Here is a 22394-nt window from a genome sequence, read left to right as displayed (position 1 = left end):
TTCATTATTTTCAATTAATTTAAAATTAAACCCAATTTGGAATGAATAGTAAGAAGTATTGACATTTTACTTATAGGTAAATTTTCATCCATGTGATTGAAAAAAACTAGATTTATGCAAAGTATTATATAAATGATGGAAATTTTGGATAAACTATCTGGGACAAATAAGAAAATAATGATAACATAGAAGTGACTTCCTACAGACGGGTGTCGCAATTAATCAATCTTTACATCAAGTAGTTAACCTCAACTACTTCTAATTAAAAATTAGGTCATCAGTAGGTTGAGTGAGTCAACAAAGAGTTCTAATATTTAGGAGGATCATGTATGGATAATCGGCGAAACCTTTATTTTTACTATCCAAAAGATGAAGAATTAGAGCAACGACTAACACCATTGTTTAAACTAGCAAAAGATAATGGATTTACTATTGTTGAGAACTATAAGCAGGCTAATATAATCGTGAGTGTTGGCGGTGATGGAGCTTTCTTGCAAGCTGTTCGCCATACTGGCTTTCGTCAGGACTGTTTATATGTAGGAATTGCTCGCCACAATGAAGCAGGCCTTTATTGTGATTTCAATTTAGACCACTATGATCAAATGGTTGATTCAATGATGAATGAGGAATTGGAAGTACGACGATTCCCTTTGATTGATGTATTAATTAACGGTGAAGCAACATTTCACTGTCTAAATGAAGCTGCAGTAAGGTCAGCCATAATTAAAACAATAGTAATGGATGTGTATATTGACGAAAACCATTTCGAAAGATTTAGAGGCGACGGATTAATTGTAGCAACACCCACAGGTAGTACTGGCTACAACAAATCGACTCATGGAGCAGTAGTTGATCCTAAGACACCTTGTTTTCAGGTAACTGAGTTAGCTTCTCTTAACAATAATAGATATCGAACGTTAGGTTCATCTTTTATTTTGGACAAGGAAAGAACCTTGCGACTAGAAGTAATACAAGATGGAAATGATTACCCAATTATCGGCTTAGATAACGAGGCGTATTCCATCCGTAATATTAAAGATCTGACCGTTACGTTAAGTGATAAGGTAATTAAAACAGTTAAATTAAAAAACAATTCATATTGGGATAGAGTAAAAAGAACATTCCTAACATAACAATGATAAAGTTCAGCATCTCTAATAAGAGAACGCTGAACTTTTTTCAAGTAGTAATTCATAAATTGTATAAAAAGCGAAGTAAAGTCCTAAGACCTACATTCATTATATAAGATGAATGCTAAATCATCGCTGCGGAAAAACGCTCGCTTTCCGTGGGGAACGCTTCAGCCTCCTCGCTCGCAAAGACCGAGGAGGCTCAGCGCGAGCCCGCGGAAAGCGTAGTATATTTCCGGAACGGCTGTCCAACATTCACTTGAAAAATATAGAACTTAGTTACTGCAGATTTTATCTCAAATGTCTACCAAAATATTAGGAACATCTTATAATATATTAAATAGACCCCCTCGCAAATTAGCGTGGGGGGTCTATTTAACCTTCATACATTATCTTTTCATCTACTACGGTCATTTTCACCTTACTCTTTGTTATATTAATCGGTTCAATTTTAAATAAATCTTGATCTAATACCGTAAAATCAGCAGTATATCCTGGTGCTATCTGACCTCTATCCTCTTCGTGACAAATAATATAGGCACTACCTTTCGTATAAAGAGAAATAGCCTCATATACACTTAGTTGCTCTGCTTTATTATATATCAACCCATCTATACTTGATTTCCTCAATACCGCTGCTTCTATTCCCAACAGAGGATTGACATCTTCAATCGGCGCATCTGAGCCTGCAGCACAGGGAATACCTTTTTCTAGAAAGGTTTTCCAAGCATAAGATAAGGATACCCGTTTTTCACCAATTCTTTCTACAATCCACGGGAAATCCGACGCTACAAAAGTTGGTTGAATATCTAGCACCACATCTATTCTACTAAGTTGTTCCAGTAGGTCTTGATTTACAATTTGAGCGTGAATAATTCGGTCTCTTCTTCCATTAGTTAATGGATATTTTTCAATGAGATCCGCAATAGCTTTAATAGCTTTATCTCCAATAGCATGAACAGCTACTGGAAGGTCATAACTTCTAGCCTTAATAATAAGGTCTTCTAATCCTTGTGAACTATGAATCGGTATGCCATAGTTACCTTTATCATCTTCATATTGATCAGATAACCAAGCAGTCCTTCCTCCCAAGGCACCATCAGAAAATATCTTCATAGCACCCAACTCAATGTATTCGGTTCCATCTCCATAGCTTAAGCCTTCTTTATTCATATCATCTACTACCTCATGATGGACTAACAAATGCGCTCGGAACTTTCGCTCATTTCCATCAATTCCATGGAAAAAGGCTTTTAGTGTTTTATTAAATCCACCATAATAATTCAAATCTTCACTATGTCCACCTACTATGCCTAACCGCAATAGATCGTCAATAGACGTGCGAACTACTCTTGTTAAATATTCCTGAGTCACGCCCGGAATCACCTGTTTAATATACTCCTGAGCGGTGTCCAAGAAATAACCTGTAGCAACACCGTCTTCGTCTCTGACTATTCTACCACCCTGAGGATCAGGTGTTTGGTCCGTGATTTCCGCCAATTTCATTGCCACAGAATTTGCCAAAACTGCGTGTCTACAAACCCTTGTAAGCATCATTGGGTTGTTCGGACATATTTCATCTAATTGATTGGAATGAAGGATTGTGGGATCCTCCCATTGATTTTCATTCCACCCCTCCCCAATCAACCACTCACCTTCTTTCAAGTATTTTACTCGTTCTTTTAATGAAGTTAAAACTTGCTCCGGCGAAGTCATTTCAGATAGATCTAAATGTAGTAACTTTTCTCCATGACCAATTATATGTAAGTGGCTATCAACAAAACCAGGGTACATAACATTTCCTTTTAAGTTTTGGTATAATTGTATTTCTCCCTCATATTGTTTTTTTAGTTGGTCATAACTACCTATATCTTTTATCATTCCGTCTTCGGTGTATATAGCTTCAACAAGCTCACCTTCAGACCTCATTGTATATATTTTCCCACCATGCCATAAAACTCCCATAACCACCAAACTCCTTCTCCTATATAACAATTACATGTGCCTATAATATCAACATCCTATATAAAAGAAAAGAGTAGTGCATATAGCACTACTCTTTTAGCCATCATTATATTTGTTGTTGACCACTCATTTGTTGTTGAGCAGTTTGAACAAGACGTTTAGTGATTTCTCCACCAACAGAACCGTTAGCGCGAGAAGTTGTGTCAGCTCCAAGATTTACACCAAACTCTTGTGCAATTTCATATTTCATTTGATCTAGTGCTTGTTCAACACCAGGTACTAGTAATTGGTTTGAATTGTTGCTGCTTGCCATGTCTATTCACCTCCTCTTTGCTACATTACTAGAATGTGCAGGAAGAGATAAATTCATTCATTATCATTACTGGTAGTTGTTTCATGTACAGCCAACTTATTCATAATAGTAGGGTAGTCGTTAAAGTAGGTCCTCAAATTCATCTTTTCTACTAGATGGATCAACCTCGATAACTTCTATACCATCAATCGCTTCCTGTAAATCAGCAGCAAAGTCAACTTGGCTTTCGTAATACGCAACCTTATCCGCTTTAGGTTTTGTTTTAGGTGACTTAGGCACGAAAATCGTACAACAATCCTCATAAGGTCTGATTGAAATATCATATAGGTTTACTTTCTGAGATATTTCAATAATCTCATCTTTATCCATTGCAATCAAAGGACGTAATATTGGATAACTTGTTACAGCATTAATAGCATTCATGCTTTCCATCGTTTGACTTGCTACTTGCCCGAGACTTTCACCTGTAGTTAAAGAAAGAATTCCATTTTGTTTAGCAACTTGCTCACTGATTCTCATCATCATTCTTCGCATGACTGTCATTGAATACCCGTTAGGAATTTCTCTGTGAATTTTTTGTTGTAACTTAGTGAAAGGAACAACATGAATTTTAATTTTACTACCATAGTTCGTTAATCTTTCAGCAAGGTCAATTACTTTCTGTTTTGCTCGTTCACTTGTGTACGGCGGCGAATGAAAATGGATAGCCTCTAGTTGTACACCCCTTTTCATTGTCATAAATCCTGCTACTGGACTGTCAATTCCACCCGAAAGCAGCAATAACGTTTTTCCCGCACTACCAACTGGAAGTCCACCTGCAGCCCAAATACGCTTTGAAGTGAGATATGTTTCCTGTTGTCTAATATCAACATGTATCTCAATATCCGGGTTATGAACATCAACTGTATAACCCTCTGTATTGGATAAAAGATGCCCACCAAGAACATGATTAAATTCTTGAGACCCTATTGGAAACTCTTTATTAATTCGTTTTGTTGAAATTTTAAATGTTTTTGCATCGTCAGCATCCTTTAAGGCAAATAGTGCTGCTTCTTTTATTGATTCTGGATCATTATCTACCTGAATTGCTAAACTTAGGCTTTGAATCCCAAAAATTTCTGTACACTCCTGCATAATAGGTTCTGGATCATGACCATTCAAGAAAATATAAATGCGATCTCTAGTTGTTTTTACTTTTATGTCAGGATACTTTCTTAGCTTTTGGACAACATTTTCATGAAGTCTATTAGTAAATATCTTACGGTTTTTCCCTTTTAATCCAATTTCTCCATATCGTAATAAAATTTGATCATAATTCATGGTTTATCTACCTCATTATTCCGCTTAATTGTAATAATACATCTTGGAGTTCTGTACAAAACTGTTCTATTTCTTCTATAGTATTTTCGTAAGACAGACTAATTCTTAATCCAGAATTACGAATTTCTTTATCAAAGCCACATGCTACAAGTATAGCACTTTCATCTGGTTGTTTTGAGGAACATGCAGATTTTGTAGAAATAAATATATCTTTTTCAGCTAAGGCATGGATAATTACTTCCGGCTTATAACCTGGTATTGAAATATTCACTATATGATCCGCATGCTTTTCCGGTGTATTTATCATTATACCATTTATAGTTTTTAGCGATTTTTTCAATTTATTACTTAACGCTCTTAATTGGTCGGATTTAATTTGTTGTTGTTCTAAAATTAAACGAACAGCCTTGACCATTGATACAATCGACGCTAAATTCTCAGTCCCAGCACGGAACTTATTTTCTTGTTCTCCTCCATGAAACAATGGGGAAATTTTTGTTCCTTTTTTCACAAAGAGTATTCCTGTCCCTCTAAGTCCATGTATTTTGTGACCAGAAATTGTAACAAGGTCAATTAGACAGTCGTAGAAGTCTAATGAGATTTTACCAAACCCTTGGACATGGTCGACATGGAAGAAAACTTTGGGGTATTTGCTAACAATTTGTCCTACTTCTTGAATTGGTTGGATGGTTCCCAGTTCATTATTCACATGCATGATGCTTACAAGAATAGTTTCTTCCGTTATGGCCTTTTCTAAGTCTATAGGTGAAATAACACCATTATTATTTACTGGTAAATAGGTAACACGGAAACCCTGTTCTTCCAAAGATCGGCACGTCTCAAGGACTGATGGGTGCTCTATTTGTGAAGTTATAATATGTTTCCCCCTATTTTGGTGGGCAAATGCAATTCCTTTTATAGCCATGTTGTTCCCCTCTGTACCTCCAGAGGTAAACACAATTTCACTTTCATCTACATCTATTAAATGAGCAGCTTGCTTCCTTGCTTGGTTTAACAAACGCTCTGATCTTAGACCAAAAGAATGGATCGATGACGGATTGCCATAGAACTGTTGTGCAACTTGGCTAAAACTATCGATAACTTCTGGGTATGGTTTTGTAGTAGCACTATTATCTAAGTAAATCATCATATCCCCCCACATTCCGCTTTACACCTGAAATATATTAACACACATCCTAAAGAATTGAAATACAGTAAAAACCAAAAACCCCTACCATATTAGTAAGGGCTTCTGACCATTCTAAATATTTAATTAACAATTCCCAAAGCTGAAAGAACTGTATCAATCGATACTTGTTCCGTAACTCCTAAGCTTTTTAAACTATCTTCTTCGATACTTTGTTTTACATTAGTAATTTCTTTTGGTACAACTTCTTTTGGCTTTTCAGCTAACTCTACAATTGAAGTATAATCTTTCGTTGTTAGTATAGTGTTATTCAAGCTATGGATTTGGGCATAATTGGAAGGTTTATCCCCAAGGAAAACCCAAATTACAGCCAACCATATCAAAATTGAAACAACACTCAATGCAGATATTATCCATTTCATTTCTAAAACCACTTTTCCTCAACTTGGAACTTTACTGTACTCTTCCAGTCTTTTTAGCGCACCAGGTTCAATTTCTTCTAATGCTTTAACAGCCTCTTCTAATGCTTCTTCATATTGATAGTTTCTGAACATCGATTCTGCTTCATATAATTTCGCGGCAAGTATAGCATGCTTGCTTCGATAACGATTAGCATATTGAATGACTGTTTCTACTAGTCTTGCTTGATCTAGAATCAACTCTGTCTGTTCCATCATATTTTGTACAACTTTTTTTGCCTCAGATAATGCAAATTGAATTTCACCCATATCAAGTGGTTGTTTATCTAGCTTCTGAACCACTTCATCACATTTAACAGATGCTGATTCTAATAACTCCCAAATAAAACTTGGTACACCCGGGATATTACTTTTTTGCAGCTTTCTATTTACATCGTAAAGCTGCTTTCGCATTTCTAAAACTGTTTCTTTAGCTTCTAATTCATCTTTTCTAAGGGCTCGTATTTGTTCTTTAAAATCATTATGAGATTCTTGAAGCTCAACTAATTCTTTATACCCATTTTCCATTTTTTCTCTAATTTCAATATGATTAACTTTCTGCTCTTCTATTTCTATCTCAAGTTGCTCATATTGTTTTTGAAGTTGAGTGATCCACTTTTCTAAACTCAAATGAAGTTCAATATCTGTTTTCTCTAAATAATAGGTTTCTTGAAGTTTTGTAATCTCTTGTTTCGTATCATTAAAATCCTTCGTAACTTCTTCCATTAAGTTACGGTAACTTGGTACTTGTTTTTCCACATATGACTTAGCCATTGCTTCTTTCTCAAGAAGTTGATACATCTCAGCTAATCTTTCTTCAATTGGTTGGATAAGCTCAGTAATATCAGAAGTGCCACCTTTTTCCAACTGAACGATACTATCCATTAATATTTCTTGAAATTTAGTTAGCTCTTTTTCGAACCCAAAGTGGTCAACTCGATATCCATCAGCTTTCATGTTATTAATACCCATTAACAAGTCCTTGATTTGTTCTGGAATTTCTTGCTTACACTTTTTAAAAATCACAGGGAATTCAATTATTTCCGCTTCCAATTCCTGTAACTTGTTTTTTAAGCTATCCACCAATTGTTGTGCTTCAAAATAGTTACCTGATTCAGCCAGTTCATAATAATGATTAAGCTCTTGCTCTAACTCATCCACTTCTACCTCAAACCTTATTTCAGCTTTTCCGTATTGGTGGCGATTTTGAAGTAATTGTTTTCTTAGGGACTTAATAATAGGCAGAGTTTCTTCTACTTCTTTTCTACTTCTCTGCTCTGAATCTAATAAGCTTTCTAACTCATCAAACATTTGCACGATGTTTTTCTCAATATTTTGAAGGTTTTCTTCAACTGCGCGCAGATTTTTTTTGGACAAGCGCATTCTAAATCTATCAGCAGCTTCTTCAGCGTCTAGCAAGTATTCTTCCATATCCGGTAGTTCTCTAGTTAGAATTAAATCCCAACGTTCTTTCCAACCTTCGAATTTTTCTTGCGTTTCACCAGATAAGTTCAAACTCTTTACTCTCGCTAATTCCGTTGTAACATTTCTATTCATTATATCCATTTTCCAGCTCTCTAACCGATCTACCTCATCGTACACTCTTTTTCTTAAAATCAAACCAAGAATCAGAAGGGCAATAATGACGAGTATACCACCAATCGCATAGGCCATATAAATCCTCCTTACCGTTTAACAATTCTATGTAAATTAAAAATATCAAGGATTTTCATTAATAATTATTAATACTTATGATACCATGTCTTCCTTATTTTTTGCTAAATTTTTTCAAAATAATTTACGTTTTGACATTATTTTTGTTTTACCAATAGACATAAGGAAATAGAGCAGCTATATGAGGACAAAACTACAAGCCACTCTCTATTAGAAAAGAAGGTAGTAACTAGAAGTCATAAATTACTGTTATCTGCTATTATCCTGTTGTTGTTTTTCAATCACATAATCGAGCCAATCATTTATAGATTTACTGTATTTTTTTATGAAAAAGTCATGGGATTGGTCCCATAATATTTTATTCTTCCATTCATTTGGTGCCATATATGGAGTACTTAATAACCCTTTAAGCTGAAACAATAAAAACTCCTTATCAATGTGGGTATAGGGTGTTCCATCTAAAGCACTACTAAACACTTTGCTAATCATATAATTCTCTTTTGCTAGGTAAGTTACCATCATTTCCCTAACAAAAATAGAATCCATTGATAACTCACGCTGAATAAAACATGTAAATTGATGTTGGTTCTGTTTATACTGTATAATGGCTTCAATTAGTTTTTTTAGCTTTGAGGTAGGAGCTAGTGATGCAGTATCGTCCAGTACATTTTCTAATAGTTCTAAATACTTTTCATAGTAAGAAACAACAGCTGCCTCTAATAAACCTTGCTTACTAGAAAAGTAATAGTTTATTAAAGAAACATTAACTGCGGCTTTTTTCGCAATATCTCTAACAGATGTACCATGAAATCCTTTTGCGAAAAACAAACTACAAGCAGCATCCATAACTTTCTGCTTTGTTTCATTTTTTTTCATCAGTTTCATCTCCTTCATTACTGATTACGACATTAATGTTAGGAGTCCTTCCATTTTTTATCGTCAAATATCGTGTTAATCTTGTCGAATTATTCGATGTTTGTCAATTAACTTACTACTAGGGGGATATACATGTTTCATGCTCAACAATATGAAGGTACGAAAGAAAAAGATTACGGTCTAGTTATAAAGCAACTTGATGCTTTACTTGAAGGGGAAAATGATATTATTGCTAATCTTTCAAATGCCTCAGCACTCTTAAACCAATTCCTATCTGATGTTAACTGGGTTGGCTTTTACGTATGGAAGGAAGAGGAAGAAGAACTAGTTTTAGGACCTTTCCAAGGGCTACCAGCATGTAATAGAATTAAAAGTGGAAAAGGAGTTTGCGGCACCGCTTTTGCAACAAGACAAACACAAAGAGTTGCTGATGTAAACCAGTTCCCTGGACACATAGCCTGTGATGCAGCAAGTCAATCAGAAATTGTTGTACCTATTATAAAAGACGGGGAAGTGTATGGTGTCTTAGACATTGATAGTCCTAACAAAAACCGTTTTGATGAAGAAGATCAGCTTTATTTGGAAAAGTTTGTGAAGGTATTAGAAAAACATATCTAATCTAATATAATTGCTAACGATGCAAGAGGACAAGATTTTGTTTCATGTCCTCTCGCTTTTTTGATCGGTTTAGTTAGCCTTGAACAACGCAGTTTTTCCCTAATCTTTTTGCTTCATATAACGCACTGTCTGCAAAGTCAAAAATAGTCTTCGCTCGTTCCGAATCCTCTGTTTCATTATTCCAATAAGATACACCTACCGAGATCGTTACAGTTGGATTGGTGTTCTCCCTTACTCGATAAACTAATTGTTCCGCGGTTGTTAGACCATCCTCTAGGCTAGCCATCGGTAAATAGATAGCCAGTTCTTCCCCACCCCATCTTGCGGCAAAACCCTTATCAACTACACTATCTTTAATAATAGTTGCCACTTGTACAATAATATCATCCCCCACTTCATGTCCGTAGGTATCATTAAATTTCTTAAAATCATCGATATCAACTAACAAGAAAACTCCTTGATTATCTATGCTGATGTACTCCTGAAGTTTTTCATCTAAATATTTCCTAGAATATAACTGACTCAAGTAATCTGTTATTACCAAATGCTCTAGTTGTTCCCTAAGCATAGAGTTCACAAATGCTAAGGTGGAATGGTGGACTAACGATCTAATTAATTTAAATGATTCAAACGAAAAATAATTTGAGGTATGGTGTAATACCATAATCGCACCAATTACTTTTTCCGTTTGGATCATTGGAATAGCTAAAAAGGAATAAAAAGGAAATACCTTTCCGTTGTATGTATGTTGAAAATCACCGACGAACATAGATTCTTTCGTCTTTTTGAGAGACTCATTTATCTCTGAAGCAAATAAGGCTGATTGGTTTGTAAAGAAAAAAGAAGTACTTCCTTCTAACACTTGATCTTTTTCATCACTGAATAGAAAGAAACCAACTTCTTCTGCTTTAAAAGATTGTTTGATTTGTTTATTCATGTATTCTGTAATTTCTATTAATCTGAATTTAGAGTTAAGCGTATGTGAAGTTTCATTAATCAATTGGAGATCTGATATTAACTGTTTTGATTGCTGATATAGTTGGGCATTCTCTAATGCATTACCCGCTGTGTTAGCGAGTAGTGTAATAAATTCAATATCACTGTCCGGAAATTGAGATGTATTCGGTGCTGTTACTTGAAGTACACCATAGATTCCTTGTTTACCTTTTAATGGGGCATAAAAGTGTGACTTTGTATTGCACTTACTTTTTTCTAACTGAATTTTACCGGTTAAGAATGCTTGAACACTTCCACTATTAACAAACTTATCATTATAAATAAGTGACTTAATTGGTAGGTCACTATCATGCTGATAATCTTGGGAAAGAAATAAATTATATTCTAATTTTGGATAAACACTCGAAAGCGTATTTATTACTTCTGTTAAGACATCGTGTGTATTAATCGATGAATGGAACTTTTTAGTCACACGATATAATAGTTCGTATTTATTAGCTTTCTCCTTTGTTTGGGTGTAACTTCCTAATCCATTTAATAATTGAAACGTTTCATGGGCTATCCCTTCTAATTCAATTAAATTCTCTTCCGTGATTTGAAAGAGGTTTGGGAAGGAAATTAAAATAAATCCCAATGGTAACTCATCTTTGTTAAGAGGAATTAAGAATGTTCGATATAGAACCGTTTCTTTAAACAAATTATTCCCTTTAAATATATTGTAGCCTTGCTTTACAGTTTCATAGGTGAATTTATCTAATCCAGCATCCTCAATCAAATATTGCTTTAACATACTTTGTTCCTCTGGTAAATCAGTAGCAAGTGCAAAATCATCTTTCCAACTATCATATAAATAGATCGCTACACATTTTGCGTCAAGCAACCTTTTAATTTGTTCTGAGATTTCTGATACAATATCACCTGAGTAACCATTAATATTATAGATATACTTCTTCGAAAAAATAGTTTGTAATTGTTCGTGCCACAATCTGCTATTTAGTTCCATCTTATCTCACCTATCGCTAATATCTATTGATATTTTAATTATATCTGAATGGCTTCAACATTCCTATATATAAATGGAAATAATTTTCAATTATTTAGGAAATAGATCTTACTAACTATCAGTGATTAATTACTTTTTCATGCTATATATACTTATTACTGAAAACAATAAGGTTGACTTCCATCTCTAAAAATTTTATAATGAAGTTTGTGTAAAAAAGGTAGCCTCTGTGAGCCACCGACTTGTTCATTTTATTCCTCCTAAGTGAGGTGTATCGAGTAACTCTCTGCTGCTGGAGCGATGGTACATGAAAATAAAATGTCAAGCGACACTGGAACACACTGTCTTATTTTTATGCAAATTCATATATAATAAAGGAGAAGATGTACAATGTCTCGCTATACAGGATCTGTATGGAAAAAGTCACGTCGTCTTGGGATCTCTCTAACTGGAACTGGTAAAGAGTTAGAAAAACGCCCATATGCACCTGGACAACACGGTCCAAACCAACGTAAGAAAATGTCAGAATACGGTTTACAACTACAAGAAAAGCAAAAGCTACGTTTCATGTACGGAGTAAACGAACGTCAATTCCGTAACTTGTTTGATCAAGCAGGTAAAATGAAAGGTATCCATGGTGAAAACTTCATGATTCTTCTTGAATCTCGTTTAGATAACCTTGTTTACCGTCTTGGCCTTGCTCGTACTCGTAGACAAGCTCGTCAATTAGTTAACCACGGTCACATCACTGTAGATGGTTCACGTGTTGATATCCCATCTTACCGTGTAAGACCTGGTCAAGTAATCAGTGTTCGTGAAAAATCAGCTAACTTAGATATCATTAAAGAATCTATTGAAGCTAATAACTTCGTACCAGAATATCTTTCTTTTGATGAAGCGAACCTTTCTGGAACATTTACTCGTTTACCAGAACGTTCTGAACTTCCTGCTGAAATTAACGAACCACTTATCGTTGAGTTCTACTCTCGTTAATAGTTATTTTCATTCAACTTACGATAAAAGCACCGAGTTATCTCGGTGCTTTTTTATTTTGTTACTTTTTGGGTGCCTTGCACCACCCGATATTTGTCGGATTTTATTTTTGTGTATTTCTTATTTCTGATGTGGGAAACTATTGCTTGAGGTGATTGTAATTGAAGCATCAATATAAGTATAATCAGTGGACTATCCAATGGGAAGGTGACCATGAAGATTACGCAAAGGACAACAAATTTGTGTTAATCGATAAGGAGATTGGCCAAATAATTACTCAAATTACTTTCCATGAAGATGATATTGAATTTAAAGCAATGCTCCTTGAAAGTATAAAGATTAATCCTAAGGAATCGTTAATCTCCATTGTTAATCCCACTGATCTAGATTTAGATTAAAAAAGAACAACGCTTATTTCCTATACAATATAAGCGTTGCTCTTTCATTTATTTTCTTAGTAGGTCCTGTTTTGATAAATCCCATCTTCTCGTATAGATAGCAGTTCCGTTCTTCCTCAAATATTGTAAAAAGTTCCCATGATCTCGCTTCTGGATACATATCCTCCAGTTGATGTAACACTTTTTGCGCTATCCCATTCCCTTGATATGCTGGCAGAATATAGAGTGGACTAATACGAAATACATTATATTCTTTCCAATAGATAAAGACTCCTCCAACAGCTAAATTATTAAGTAGAATCTTATAGTATGTACCATCGATCCAATTTATTTTTTTCATCATCTTATCAATAGACTCAGCTGCTGGATTTGTGTCATAATCCCTGTGCTTCCTTAGTAAAGGTTTAAACGCCTTTACTTGCATAGCAAAAAGCAATTCAGCATCAGAATTTGTGGCCTTTATTAATTGTATATTCACCAATTCCCGCCCCCTAATAGCTATCTCTACTCAGTTGCAAATAATTAAAAGGAGAAGCCTTTACATAAAGACTTCTCCTTTTATAAAAATTACTGGAAGCGAATTAAGAAATATTTTTTCTTTCCACGACGTATGATAGTGAACTTATCATCAATTCGATCTGCTACATCTATAACATGAGCAAGATCCTGGTTTCTTGTTCCATTAATATAAATAGCTCCATTTTGGATATCCTCACGTGCTTGTCGCTTTGAAGAAGCAATCTTAGCTTCTACTAAAAGGTCAATAAGTCCAACTTCTTGCTTTTCTTTTGTAATAGAAGGCACGTCCTTAAAGCCTTGTTCAATTTCTTCCCCATTCAACTCTTGGATCTCCCCACTAAATAATGCTTCAGTAATCTTCAGCGCTTGTTGTAACGCCGCTTCGCTATGAACCATTTTAGTCATTTCCTCTGCCAGACGCTTGTGTGGAATACGCTTTTCTGGAGCAGTCTCCAATTCTTTTTCTAGCTCACTGATTTCATCTAAACCGACAAAAGTAAAGAATTTAAGAAAACGAATCACATCTCGATCATCCGTATTAATCCAGAATTGGTAGAACTCATAAGGAGATGTTTTAGCTGGATCAAGCCAAACAGCACCACCAGCTGTTTTACCAAACTTGGTTCCATCTGACTTCGTAATTAATGGCACAGTTAACCCATAAGCCTTTGCCTCTAGTTCTTCCCCACTCTTCTTACGACGAATTAACTCCATACCAGCAGTTATATTACCCCATTGATCACTACCACCAACTTGTAGCGTACAATTCTCTTTCTCATATAAATTTAAGAAATCAACGGATTGTAAAATCATGTAAGTGAACTCTGTAAAGGAAATACCGTTTTCTAACCTTGATTCAACGGAATCCTTTGCCAGCATGTAATTAATACCAAAATGCTTACCTGTATCTCTTAAAAAATCGATAATAGTCATCTTAGATAACCATTCAAAGTTGTTTCTAGCTACAGCTGCATTTTCACCTTCGTCAAAGTTAAGAATCTTAGCTAATTGTTCTTTAATACGGTCACTAAAATGTTGAACTGTTGCAAGGTCATTTAGCTGCCTCTCCGTTGACCTACCACTTGGATCCCCAATCATTCCAGTTCCACCACCAATTAAAGCGATAGGACGGTGCCCTGCTTGTTGGAATCGTTTCAACATTAATATCGGAACCAAGTGTCCAATGTGAAGGCTATCAGCAGTCGGATCAAACCCTGCATACAATGTCACAATGTTTTCATCAAGATGCTGCTTAATCCCTTCTTCATCAGTTGTTTGTTGAATAAGGCCACGTAGTTTTAAATCCTCTAGTATGTGCATATCATCAACTCTCCTTTTCTTTTGTAAAAAATCATAAAACACAAAAAAACTCCTCCCAAAAAAGGGACGAGATTGTCGCGGTACCACCCTTGTTGCAATAAACTAATTGCCAACTTAAGAAATTAACGATGAGGTCCACCGTCTTCTGTCACCAGAAGAAGCTCCAGAGCGTAATTCACAAAATGACTATATGCCAACTTCCAGCAACCGTTAGCTCTCTATATCAGGGAGTCATTTTACTACTTCAGTCTTTCAAAGCTTTATAATTTTTTATTGTGATAACATTAATATCATACTTTTTTTAAAAAGGCAATAGTACGATACAAATAGTAATCACTTTCATTTGACTGCTATGCTATAATATAGATTGATGTAAGGAGGTAGACAATGAATTTTAAAGAATTTATGCATAAATTTATATCTAATGTGAGCAGTTGGTGGAAAAAAGGATCCTTCCAAAAAACCATGCGCATCTCCTACGATGTAATATGGAATGTAATCCTATTTTTTATCGTGATTGGTGTTATTGGAATGTTTTTTGCTGGAGGTGTTGGTGCTGGCTATTTTGCCTCCCTAGTAAAGGATGAAGAAATAAGACCACGAACCGAAATGGAAAAAGACATTTACAACTACGAAGAAACATCAGAATTATATTTTGCGGATAATGTATTTCTAGGTGAGATACGTTCTGACCTATACCGTGACGAAGTAAAACTAGAAAACGTATCTGACAATATAAAACACGCCATTATCGCAACAGAAGATGAATACTTCGAAACACATAAAGGTGTCGTTCCAAAAGCGATCTTACGTGCAATATATCAGGAAGCTACTAATGCCTCCGTCAAGACTGGTGGTAGTACATTAACACAGCAATTAATTAAAAATCAAATTCTAACAAATGAAGTATCCTTTGAAAGAAAAGCGAAGGAAATCTTGCTTGCAATGCGTTTAGAGAGATTTTTTGATAAAGATGAAATTTTAGAAGCTTACTTGAACATTGTTCCATTTGGTAGAAATTCTTCTGGACAAAACATTGCAGGTGTACAAACTGCTGCCCAGGGGATATTTGGAGTAGATGCAAAGGATATTAATTTACCACAAGCTGCATTTATTGCAGGACTTCCACAGAGTCCTTCCTACTACACCCCATTCTTAAATGGTGGTGAGCTAAAAACAAAAGAAGGATTAGAGCCAGGGCTTACCCGTATGAAGTCTGTATTAAGTAGAATGCTAGAAGGCGGCTATATAACGAAGAATGAGTATAACGAAGCACTCAACTATGACATTGTTGCGGACTTCATCGAACCAAAGGAATCTACTTTGGACAAGTATCCATACCTAACAAATGAAATAAAGAAAAGAGCAGCAGAAATACTGCTAGAAGTATTGGCTAAGGAAGATGGATACACAACGGAAGATCTTGAAAACAGTGATACACTGCGAGAAGAATACTATATACTAGCGCAACGGGAATTAAGTAAGAGTGGATATAAGATTCATTCCACGATTGATAAAAAAATATACGATAAGTTTCAAGAAATCGCTGCAAACTATGACAATTACGGGAGAGATAAACCAGTAATTGATAGAAAAACCGGGGATATAGTAAAAGTAGAAAACCCTGAGACAGGTGAGATGGAAACACTGATTGAACCGGTACAAGTAGGTAGTATATTAATTGAAAATACAACAGGAAAAATATTAAGCTTTGTAGGTGGTAGAGACTTCAACTTGGAACAAATGAATCATGCCACTAATTCTAAGCGTCAAAATGGTAGTACCATGAAACCACTATTAGTTTATGCACCTGCAATGGAAGCAGGAGTTATTCAACCAGGTTCTGTTATTGCCGATATCCCTTCTTGGTATTCTAATGGGACAGAAATTCATAACTATACTGGTGGAAATTATGGTCTTGTGTCGGTTCGTGAAGCATTATATAAGTCACATAACGTACCAGCAGTAAAAACATATCAACAAATCTTGGCAAATAATCCAGCTAAAAATTATTTAGAAAAAATGGGCTTCACCTCGCTCTTCAAGAGTGATTATGAAGTTGAATCGATTGCAATTGGTGGTATGACAAAAGGGGTAACTGTCGAAGAAAACACTAACGCTTATGCAACATTTGGGAATGGTGGCCAATTTGTTGATGCATACTTGATCGAAAAAATTGAAACAGTTGATGGAGAGGTTATTTATCAACATGAACAACCAAAGCCTGTACATGTTTTTTCACCAGAGACGAATTATTTAATGTTGGATATGATGCGTGACGTATTAACAAGAGGAACAGCTACCGTTGCAAGAGCAAATATTAGTCATACAAATGTTGATTGGGCAGGTAAAACCGGTACAACAAACGAATTTCGTGATACTTGGTTTGTTGCCACAAATCCGAACGTAACGATAGGTAGTTGGATGGGCTATGATAGCAATATGCCTCTTGACCAAGGTAGAGGCTACACAAGTTATAGTAGCAGAAACGTTATATTCTGGTCTAAACTAGTAAATGCGGCAACCGAAATAAAACCTGATCTTATGGCTCCAAGTCAACGATTTGAACGTCCAGATGGCATCGTCTCCCGTTCTTATTGTGCAACATCAGGACTGGCTCCATCTGATATATGTAGTGAACTAGGTCTAGTAAGATCAGATATTTACAATGCCAAATATGTTCCGAACAAAACAGATGACAGTTTAATTAAGGACAGCTATGTAATGATTAACGGAAAAGCAGTTGTTGCAGGTGAGAACACACCTGAAGAGTTTACAAAAGGTGATGGTGTAGCCTTTAATCCTGACTGGTTAAAACGGAATAATTATGACAGGTTAAGTAACATTAAAGTACTCATACCGAATCAAACCGGTGTATGGGCTAATATACAAGTTCCAAGTACAAATGAGATTAAAAACGATGGCAAAAATCCGGCTACACCAAACAATGTGAAGAAAGCTGGAAATGCGCTTACTTGGAGTAAATCTGGTAGTAACGACGTTGTTGGATATCGAATATATCGTGCAGCTAATCCTGACTCAACACAGTATAGCTTAGTTGGAAGTACAACAGATCTTAAATTTAATATCTCCAATAGCAAAGCTGTTTATCAAGTAAAAGCGGTTGATTATTTCGGACAAGAATCTGCTGCATCAGTTAAAGTAGAAGTAGGAGATTTTACTCCAGAGCCTGAACCGGAACCGGAAGAGCCGGCTAAACCTAAGAAGGATAAACCAACTAAACCTGAAAAGCCTGATAGTAATTCTGATAATCAAGATGGGGAGTCAACTCCAGGTAATACTGACAACACAGAAAATGACAATTCAGCTGAATAATAAATTAGAAAAAGAATGATAAAAACAACAACTAATACACAATCCCTCTGTTGAAAAGTAACAACAGAGGGATTTTTTTCTAACAAACTCATCTATCTTCTTGTATAATAAATAATAGGAGTTCTTTTACTAGGTGGTGAAGCACTTGATACATGAAAAAAACTATCACACTAGCACGATGCAAACAGATCTTTGGGAAATAAAAATAGAAGGTCCCATACCTCATTCCCAACTTAAGGAGTTAAAATTTCATGATGACCTTCAGGCTTTCAGACCTGCATCAAAACAATTTCAAGCACTTAAGGAAATTGCTGATCTAGAAGAAGGAAGGATCATTGTAGGCGTAGTAAATAACACCATTGTAGGATACGTTACTTTTCTTCATCCAGACCCACTCGAGCGGTGGTCTTATTTCAAGATGGATGACTTATTAGAGTTAGGTGCAATCGAAATCGCACCTCCTTATCGTGGGATCAAACTAGGGTCAGAGCTTATTAGAGTGGCAATGATGGATAAAGCAATGGAAAACTATATTATCATTTCTACGGAGTATTACTGGCATTGGGATCTTAAAAACACTCAACTAAGTGTATGGAATTACCGAAAGATAATGGAAAAGATGATGAGCGTTGGAGGTCTAAAACCAGCCCCAACTGATGATCCAGAAATCATCTCACACCCCGCCAATTGTCTTATGGTTCGAATTGGTGAACATGTCGCTAATTCTAGCGTAGAAAAGTTTGACCGTTTACGTTTTCTAGATAGGGAAAGATACCGAACAAATAAGTAGTGAATGTAGTGTTTATTAGCAAACTAACTTTTGTAAGCGCATCCTTTTTAGAAAGGGGTTTTTAGGATGTTAGTAAAAGAGGTTATGAAAACCAATGTTATTACTTTACCACCAGAGGCAGAGATCTCTGAAGCTTTAAAACTTTTACAAAAGCATCATATTCGCCATATCCCGATTATTGATCAAAATAATAGCGTAATTGGCATCGTATCTGATAGAGATGTTCGGGATGCAGCACCTTCCATTTTTCACAATGAAGAAAATAAAATGGAGTTAAGTAATCCTATTAAATCGATTATGAGCCAACCTGTAGTTACCATTCACCCATTAGATTTCGTGGAGGAGGTTGCCTCTATTTTCTATGAACAAGAGTTTGCCTGTCTTCCTGTTGTTCGGGAAGAGCGCTTAGTTGGAATCGTCACTGAAAAGGATATGCTTTACACACTAATTCAGTTAACAGGTACCCATGTGCAAAGTTCTCAAATTGAAATAAAAGTACCAGATCGTATAGGTATCTTGGCAGAGGTAACTGCTATTTTTGGGAAAAGAAGGGTTAAAATAACTTCTGTCTTAGTATATCCCTGTAAAAGTGATTCAAATTATAAGATTCTTGTATTCCGAATACAAACAATGAATCCAGTCTCTATTATTGAAAGTCTACACCAGGCTAATTTTGAAGTACTTTGGCCAAATTATATGGAGAAAAATTATGACTTGTAGTTCAGTTTTTATTTATTCGGATCAATTTAAAAATTATAAATTTAATGATGACCACCCTTTTAACCAGTTAAGAGTCACCCTGACTAAGCAGTTATTAGAAGATAGTGGAAAATTAAGTTGTAGAGATATCATTTCGCCACGTAAAGCTACCGAGGAGGAATTATTACTTATACATGATCATTCCTATATTGAGGCGGTAAAACGAGCTAGTAAGGGCTTATTAAGTGAGGAACAAGCATTACAATTTGGACTTGGAACAGAAGACACTCCCATTTTTCCTGGAATGCACGATGCATCTTCCTTATTAGTCGGAGGTACACTTACTGCTGTTGATCAAGTAATATCCGACCGCGTTATCCATTCCATGAATTTAGGTGGTGGACTTCATCATGGATTTCCTCAAAAGGCTTCAGGTTTTTGTATATATAATGATGGAGCAATTGCCATCAAGTATATAAGGGAAAAACACAACCTTAAGGTTCTCTATGTCGATACTGACGCCCACCACGGTGATGGCGTTCAATGGGCTTTTTATGATGATCCTAACGTCTGTACACTATCCATCCACGAAACAGGAAGATATTTATATCCTGGTACTGGAAATGTTAATGAACGAGGACTTAAGGAAGGATATGGCTATTCCTTCAATGTTCCTATTGACGCATTTACCGAGGATGAATCCTTCTTAGAAGTTTATATAACAGCATTTAAAGAAGTGGCCGAGTATTTTCAACCAGACATTATTATTACCCAAAACGGTGCTGATGCACACTTCTTGGATCCACTTACTCATTTAAGTACGACGATGAAAGTATATGAGGTTATACCAGAGATTGCACATGAAATGGCACACAGGTATTGTAATGGAAGGTGGATTGCCCTTGGCGGTGGCGGTTATGACATTTGGAGAGTAGTTCCAAGAGCATGGGGCCAAATATGGAATGTCATGCATCACAGTCAATCCATGTCTGGACTTCTTCCCATTAAATGGTTAAAAAAGTGGCAAAGTCAGGCACCTGTCCATTTACCGTCTACTTGGAATGATAAACAAAATTCCTATAAAACGATACCAAGAAAAGTAGAAATAACCGAGAAAAACCAGCTAACTCTTGGCAAAGCACTACAATTTACAAGAAACAAAAAGTTATTTAATTAAACAAAAGCAAACTCCCTGATCTAGAGAGTTTGCTTTTGTTTAATTGCTATTTTCGTTGATTTCTAGAATAACAACCTCAACTCTCCGGTTTTTACTCCAGTTTGCCTCTGAATCATTTTCAACGATAGGACGAGTATCTCCATAACCTACCGATATGAAACGAGTTTCATCAATTTTATTTGTTTTGATCACATAGCGAATGACACTACTAGCTCTAGCACCAGACAGTTCCCAGTTTGATGGGTAACGATAGTTCGATATAGGCCTATCATCCGTATGTCCCTCGACCCTTACTAGATTAGGAATATTTTGCAGTAGCTTTCCCATCTTTTCAAGAAAAGGTTTACCCGATTCTATAATATCTGCTTCACCAGACTCAAACAATACTTTTTCTTGTAAGACTAAAACTACTCCAGCCTCTGTTCTGTTAGCTGTAATAACATTGTTTAATTGATTATCATTCAAGAACTTTCGAACTTCAGCTAACAACTTGTCTAACGACTCATCATGCTGAATAACTTCCGTGTTAGTGTTTTGTTGCGCTTCGTTTGTCTGACTTTCTGTTTTATTCTCTGACAGATTGTTTTTCAAATCAGCAGAACCCTCGTTATTCTTCTGCATTTCTGCATTCTCTGTTGGATATTCTGCCGGTATCGGTGATGGATAACTATCAAAAATCATTCGGTTCCGAAACGACTCCGCAACAGCCTGAAATTTAACTAAGTCTATCTGTGACATTGAAAATAGCAAGATAAAGAATACTAAAATTAACGTTATTAAATCGGAATACGTAACCATCCATTTAGGTGCACCTTTGTCAACACGTTTTGGTTTACGCTTCATTGACCGATTCCCCCGGTATTTCCTCGGTTAGGTTTTCCTCATTTTCTTTATTCTTGACCTTATCAGATAAGAATGCACTCAACTTTTCTTTTAAAATTCTCGGATTTTGTCCTGATTGTACTCCAATAACCCCTTCTATAACAATTTGTTTCATAAAGACTTCTTCATCTGACTTTGTCTCTAATTTAGCAGCCATTGGAATAAATACTAGGTTAGCCAATACGGAACCATAGAAAGTGGTAAGTAGAGCAACAGCCATATTAGGACCTAGTGTGGATGGGTCTGATAGATTTTTAAGCATGAGCACAAGACCTATCAACGTACCAATCATCCCCCATGCAGGTGCATATTCCCCCGCCTTTTCCAGAATCATTCTACCTTTGGAATGACGATCCTCCATAGCAGTAATTTCTGCACTCATGATGTCATTAATAACTTCTGGCTCGATACCATCAATTGCTAACAACACACCTTTTTTTATAAAAGGATCATCTACCGTATCTAGTTCATTTTCAAGCGCTAGTAATCCTTCTCGCCTAGCTCTCTCTGATAATCTCTCAAATAGACTAATTAGTTCTGACAGGTTTTGATCATTTTTATTAAAGGCCTCTTTTAACACCAAATGAGTAAGTTTGATTTGGTCCAAGTTAAAGTTGATAAGTAATGCTGCGAACAATCCACCTATTACAATAAGAATGGAAGCAATATCAAGAAAGGCAGCTGTACCACTTACTCCACCACTCGTAAGAATTCCCAACATGATCATCATAAACCCTAAAGTAATCCCGATAGGAGTCAAAATATCCGTTTTTTTCATATGCTCTCTCCCTAACAATGCACAAACTTGGTTGAATTAAT

General features: G+C 35.8%; 20 protein-coding genes and 1 other annotated feature. Of the genes, 8 read left to right on the top strand and 12 right to left on the bottom strand.

What is annotated here, in order from left to right; genetic code table 11:
• Nucleotides 1–329: 329 nt before the first annotated feature.
• Nucleotides 330–1133 (top strand): NAD kinase, encoded by an 804-nt coding sequence (locus H7K77_RS13460; protein WP_186578372.1) that lies wholly within the window; start codon nucleotides 330–332, stop codon nucleotides 1131–1133.
• A 372-nt stretch (nucleotides 1134–1505) separates the two neighbouring features.
• Here the strand turns inward: H7K77_RS13460 and H7K77_RS13455 are convergent, their stop codons facing one another.
• From H7K77_RS13455 to refZ, 7 genes are all read right to left on the bottom strand, one after another.
• Nucleotides 1506–3095, bottom strand: coding sequence for an amidohydrolase (locus H7K77_RS13455; protein WP_186578371.1), 1590 nt, complete (start codon nucleotides 3093–3095; stop codon nucleotides 1506–1508).
• Nucleotides 3096–3201: 106 nt separating this feature from the next.
• Nucleotides 3202–3408 (bottom strand): alpha/beta-type small acid-soluble spore protein, encoded by a 207-nt coding sequence (locus H7K77_RS13450; protein ID WP_186578370.1) that lies wholly within the window; start codon nucleotides 3406–3408, stop codon nucleotides 3202–3204.
• Between the two features lie 120 nt (nucleotides 3409–3528).
• Nucleotides 3529–4728 (bottom strand): tRNA uracil 4-sulfurtransferase ThiI, encoded by a 1200-nt coding sequence (gene thiI / locus H7K77_RS13445; RefSeq protein WP_186578369.1) that lies wholly within the window; start codon nucleotides 4726–4728, stop codon nucleotides 3529–3531.
• Nucleotides 4729–4735: 7 nt separating this feature from the next.
• A complete protein-coding gene (locus tag H7K77_RS13440) occupies nucleotides 4736–5875 on the bottom strand; it encodes a cysteine desulfurase family protein (protein ID WP_186578368.1) in 1140 nt (379 codons plus the stop codon).
• Between the two features lie 122 nt (nucleotides 5876–5997).
• Nucleotides 5998–6297: a hypothetical protein gene (locus tag H7K77_RS13435; RefSeq protein ID WP_186578367.1), complete on the bottom strand. Its 300-nt coding sequence runs from the start codon at nucleotides 6295–6297 to the stop codon at nucleotides 5998–6000.
• Nucleotides 6298–6315: 18 nt separating this feature from the next.
• Nucleotides 6316–8007, bottom strand: coding sequence for a septation ring formation regulator EzrA (gene ezrA, locus H7K77_RS13430; protein ID WP_186578366.1), 1692 nt, complete (start codon nucleotides 8005–8007; stop codon nucleotides 6316–6318).
• Between the two features lie 249 nt (nucleotides 8008–8256).
• Nucleotides 8257–8883: a forespore capture DNA-binding protein RefZ gene (gene refZ, locus H7K77_RS13425; protein ID WP_186578365.1), complete on the bottom strand. Its 627-nt coding sequence runs from the start codon at nucleotides 8881–8883 to the stop codon at nucleotides 8257–8259.
• A 132-nt stretch (nucleotides 8884–9015) separates the two neighbouring features.
• On the opposite strand from refZ, the gene H7K77_RS13420 reads away from it, so the two are divergent.
• Complete coding sequence (locus tag H7K77_RS13420) at nucleotides 9016–9501, top strand: GAF domain-containing protein (RefSeq protein WP_186578364.1); 486 nt, start codon at nucleotides 9016–9018, stop codon at nucleotides 9499–9501.
• Nucleotides 9502–9574: 73 nt separating this feature from the next.
• On the opposite strand, the gene H7K77_RS13415 is transcribed toward H7K77_RS13420, so the two are convergent.
• Nucleotides 9575–11461 (bottom strand): sensor domain-containing diguanylate cyclase, encoded by a 1887-nt coding sequence (locus H7K77_RS13415; RefSeq protein ID WP_186578363.1) that lies wholly within the window; start codon nucleotides 11459–11461, stop codon nucleotides 9575–9577.
• A gap of 390 nt (nucleotides 11462–11851) precedes the next feature.
• Between H7K77_RS13415 and rpsD the strand changes: the two genes are divergently transcribed.
• Nucleotides 11852–12454: a 30S ribosomal protein S4 gene (gene rpsD / locus H7K77_RS13410; protein WP_186578362.1), complete on the top strand. Its 603-nt coding sequence runs from the start codon at nucleotides 11852–11854 to the stop codon at nucleotides 12452–12454.
• 161 nt (nucleotides 12455–12615) lie between these two features.
• Nucleotides 12616–12852, top strand: coding sequence for a hypothetical protein (locus tag H7K77_RS13405; protein ID WP_186578361.1), 237 nt, complete (start codon nucleotides 12616–12618; stop codon nucleotides 12850–12852).
• Between the two features lie 13 nt (nucleotides 12853–12865).
• Here H7K77_RS13405 and H7K77_RS13400 read toward each other — a convergent pair whose 3' ends face one another.
• Nucleotides 12866–13330, bottom strand: coding sequence for a GNAT family N-acetyltransferase (locus H7K77_RS13400; protein WP_186578360.1), 465 nt, complete (start codon nucleotides 13328–13330; stop codon nucleotides 12866–12868).
• 89 nt (nucleotides 13331–13419) lie between these two features.
• Nucleotides 13420–14691, bottom strand: coding sequence for a tyrosine--tRNA ligase (tyrS, locus tag H7K77_RS13395; protein ID WP_186578426.1), 1272 nt, complete (start codon nucleotides 14689–14691; stop codon nucleotides 13420–13422).
• Nucleotides 14692–14750: 59 nt separating this feature from the next.
• Nucleotides 14751–14956: a binding site (T-box leader), on the bottom strand.
• Nucleotides 14957–15078: 122 nt separating this feature from the next.
• Here tyrS and H7K77_RS13390 point away from each other — a divergent pair.
• The 4 genes from H7K77_RS13390 (at nucleotide 15079) to H7K77_RS13375 (ending at nucleotide 20693) form a co-directional block, all read left to right on the top strand.
• On the top strand, nucleotides 15079–18027 hold the full coding sequence (locus H7K77_RS13390; protein ID WP_186578359.1) for a transglycosylase domain-containing protein: 2949 nt from the start codon (nucleotides 15079–15081) through the stop codon (nucleotides 18025–18027).
• 145 nt (nucleotides 18028–18172) lie between these two features.
• Nucleotides 18173–18817, top strand: a complete 645-nt coding sequence (locus H7K77_RS13385) for a GNAT family N-acetyltransferase (RefSeq protein ID WP_186578358.1) — start codon at nucleotides 18173–18175, stop codon at nucleotides 18815–18817.
• A 66-nt stretch (nucleotides 18818–18883) separates the two neighbouring features.
• Entirely contained in the window at nucleotides 18884–19537 is a 654-nt protein-coding gene (locus H7K77_RS13380) for an acetoin utilization AcuB family protein (RefSeq protein WP_186578357.1), read from the top strand.
• On the top strand, nucleotides 19527–20693 hold the full coding sequence (locus H7K77_RS13375; RefSeq protein ID WP_186578356.1) for an acetoin utilization protein AcuC: 1167 nt from the start codon (nucleotides 19527–19529) through the stop codon (nucleotides 20691–20693). The genes H7K77_RS13380 and H7K77_RS13375 overlap by 11 nt, the downstream gene beginning before the upstream one ends.
• A gap of 39 nt (nucleotides 20694–20732) precedes the next feature.
• Here the strand turns inward: H7K77_RS13375 and motS are convergent, their stop codons facing one another.
• Both motS and motP read right to left on the bottom strand, forming a co-directional pair.
• Entirely contained in the window at nucleotides 20733–21536 is an 804-nt protein-coding gene (gene motS / locus H7K77_RS13370; RefSeq protein ID WP_186578355.1) for a flagellar motor protein MotS, read from the bottom strand.
• Entirely contained in the window at nucleotides 21526–22353 is an 828-nt protein-coding gene (gene motP, locus H7K77_RS13365) for a flagellar motor protein MotP (RefSeq protein ID WP_186578354.1), read from the bottom strand. The genes motS and motP overlap by 11 nt, the downstream gene beginning before the upstream one ends.
• Nucleotides 22354–22394: the final 41 nt, after the last annotated feature.

The sequence above is a fragment of the Aquibacillus kalidii genome (genome assembly GCF_014280935.1).
Classification (GTDB): domain Bacteria; phylum Bacillota; class Bacilli; order Bacillales; family Amphibacillaceae; genus Aquibacillus_D; species Aquibacillus_D kalidii.
Note: the sequence above shows the minus strand (reverse complement) of the source record. Positions and strands in the feature narration are given on the sequence as shown.

Coding starts and splice junctions, on each gene's coding strand:
- H7K77_RS13460 (WP_186578372.1), top strand. CDS start 330: ATGGATAATCGGCGAAACCTTTATTTTTACTATCCAAAAGATGAAGAA.
- H7K77_RS13455 (WP_186578371.1), bottom strand. CDS start 3,095: ATGGGAGTTTTATGGCATGGTGGGAAAATATATACAATGAGGTCTGAA.
- H7K77_RS13450 (WP_186578370.1), bottom strand. CDS start 3,408: ATGGCAAGCAGCAACAATTCAAACCAATTACTAGTACCTGGTGTTGAA.
- thiI (WP_186578369.1), bottom strand. CDS start 4,728: ATGAATTATGATCAAATTTTATTACGATATGGAGAAATTGGATTAAAA.
- H7K77_RS13440 (WP_186578368.1), bottom strand. CDS start 5,875: ATGATTTACTTAGATAATAGTGCTACTACAAAACCATACCCAGAAGTT.
- H7K77_RS13435 (WP_186578367.1), bottom strand. CDS start 6,297: ATGAAATGGATAATATCTGCATTGAGTGTTGTTTCAATTTTGATATGG.
- ezrA (WP_186578366.1), bottom strand. CDS start 8,007: ATGGCCTATGCGATTGGTGGTATACTCGTCATTATTGCCCTTCTGATT.
- refZ (WP_186578365.1), bottom strand. CDS start 8,883: ATGAAAAAAAATGAAACAAAGCAGAAAGTTATGGATGCTGCTTGTAGT.
- H7K77_RS13420 (WP_186578364.1), top strand. CDS start 9,016: ATGTTTCATGCTCAACAATATGAAGGTACGAAAGAAAAAGATTACGGT.
- H7K77_RS13415 (WP_186578363.1), bottom strand. CDS start 11,461: ATGGAACTAAATAGCAGATTGTGGCACGAACAATTACAAACTATTTTT.
- rpsD (WP_186578362.1), top strand. CDS start 11,852: ATGTCTCGCTATACAGGATCTGTATGGAAAAAGTCACGTCGTCTTGGG.
- tyrS (WP_186578426.1), bottom strand. CDS start 14,691: ATGCACATACTAGAGGATTTAAAACTACGTGGCCTTATTCAACAAACA.
- H7K77_RS13390 (WP_186578359.1), top strand. CDS start 15,079: ATGAATTTTAAAGAATTTATGCATAAATTTATATCTAATGTGAGCAGT.
- H7K77_RS13380 (WP_186578357.1), top strand. CDS start 18,884: ATGTTAGTAAAAGAGGTTATGAAAACCAATGTTATTACTTTACCACCA.
- H7K77_RS13375 (WP_186578356.1), top strand. CDS start 19,527: ATGACTTGTAGTTCAGTTTTTATTTATTCGGATCAATTTAAAAATTAT.
- motS (WP_186578355.1), bottom strand. CDS start 21,536: ATGAAGCGTAAACCAAAACGTGTTGACAAAGGTGCACCTAAATGGATG.
- motP (WP_186578354.1), bottom strand. CDS start 22,353: ATGAAAAAAACGGATATTTTGACTCCTATCGGGATTACTTTAGGGTTT.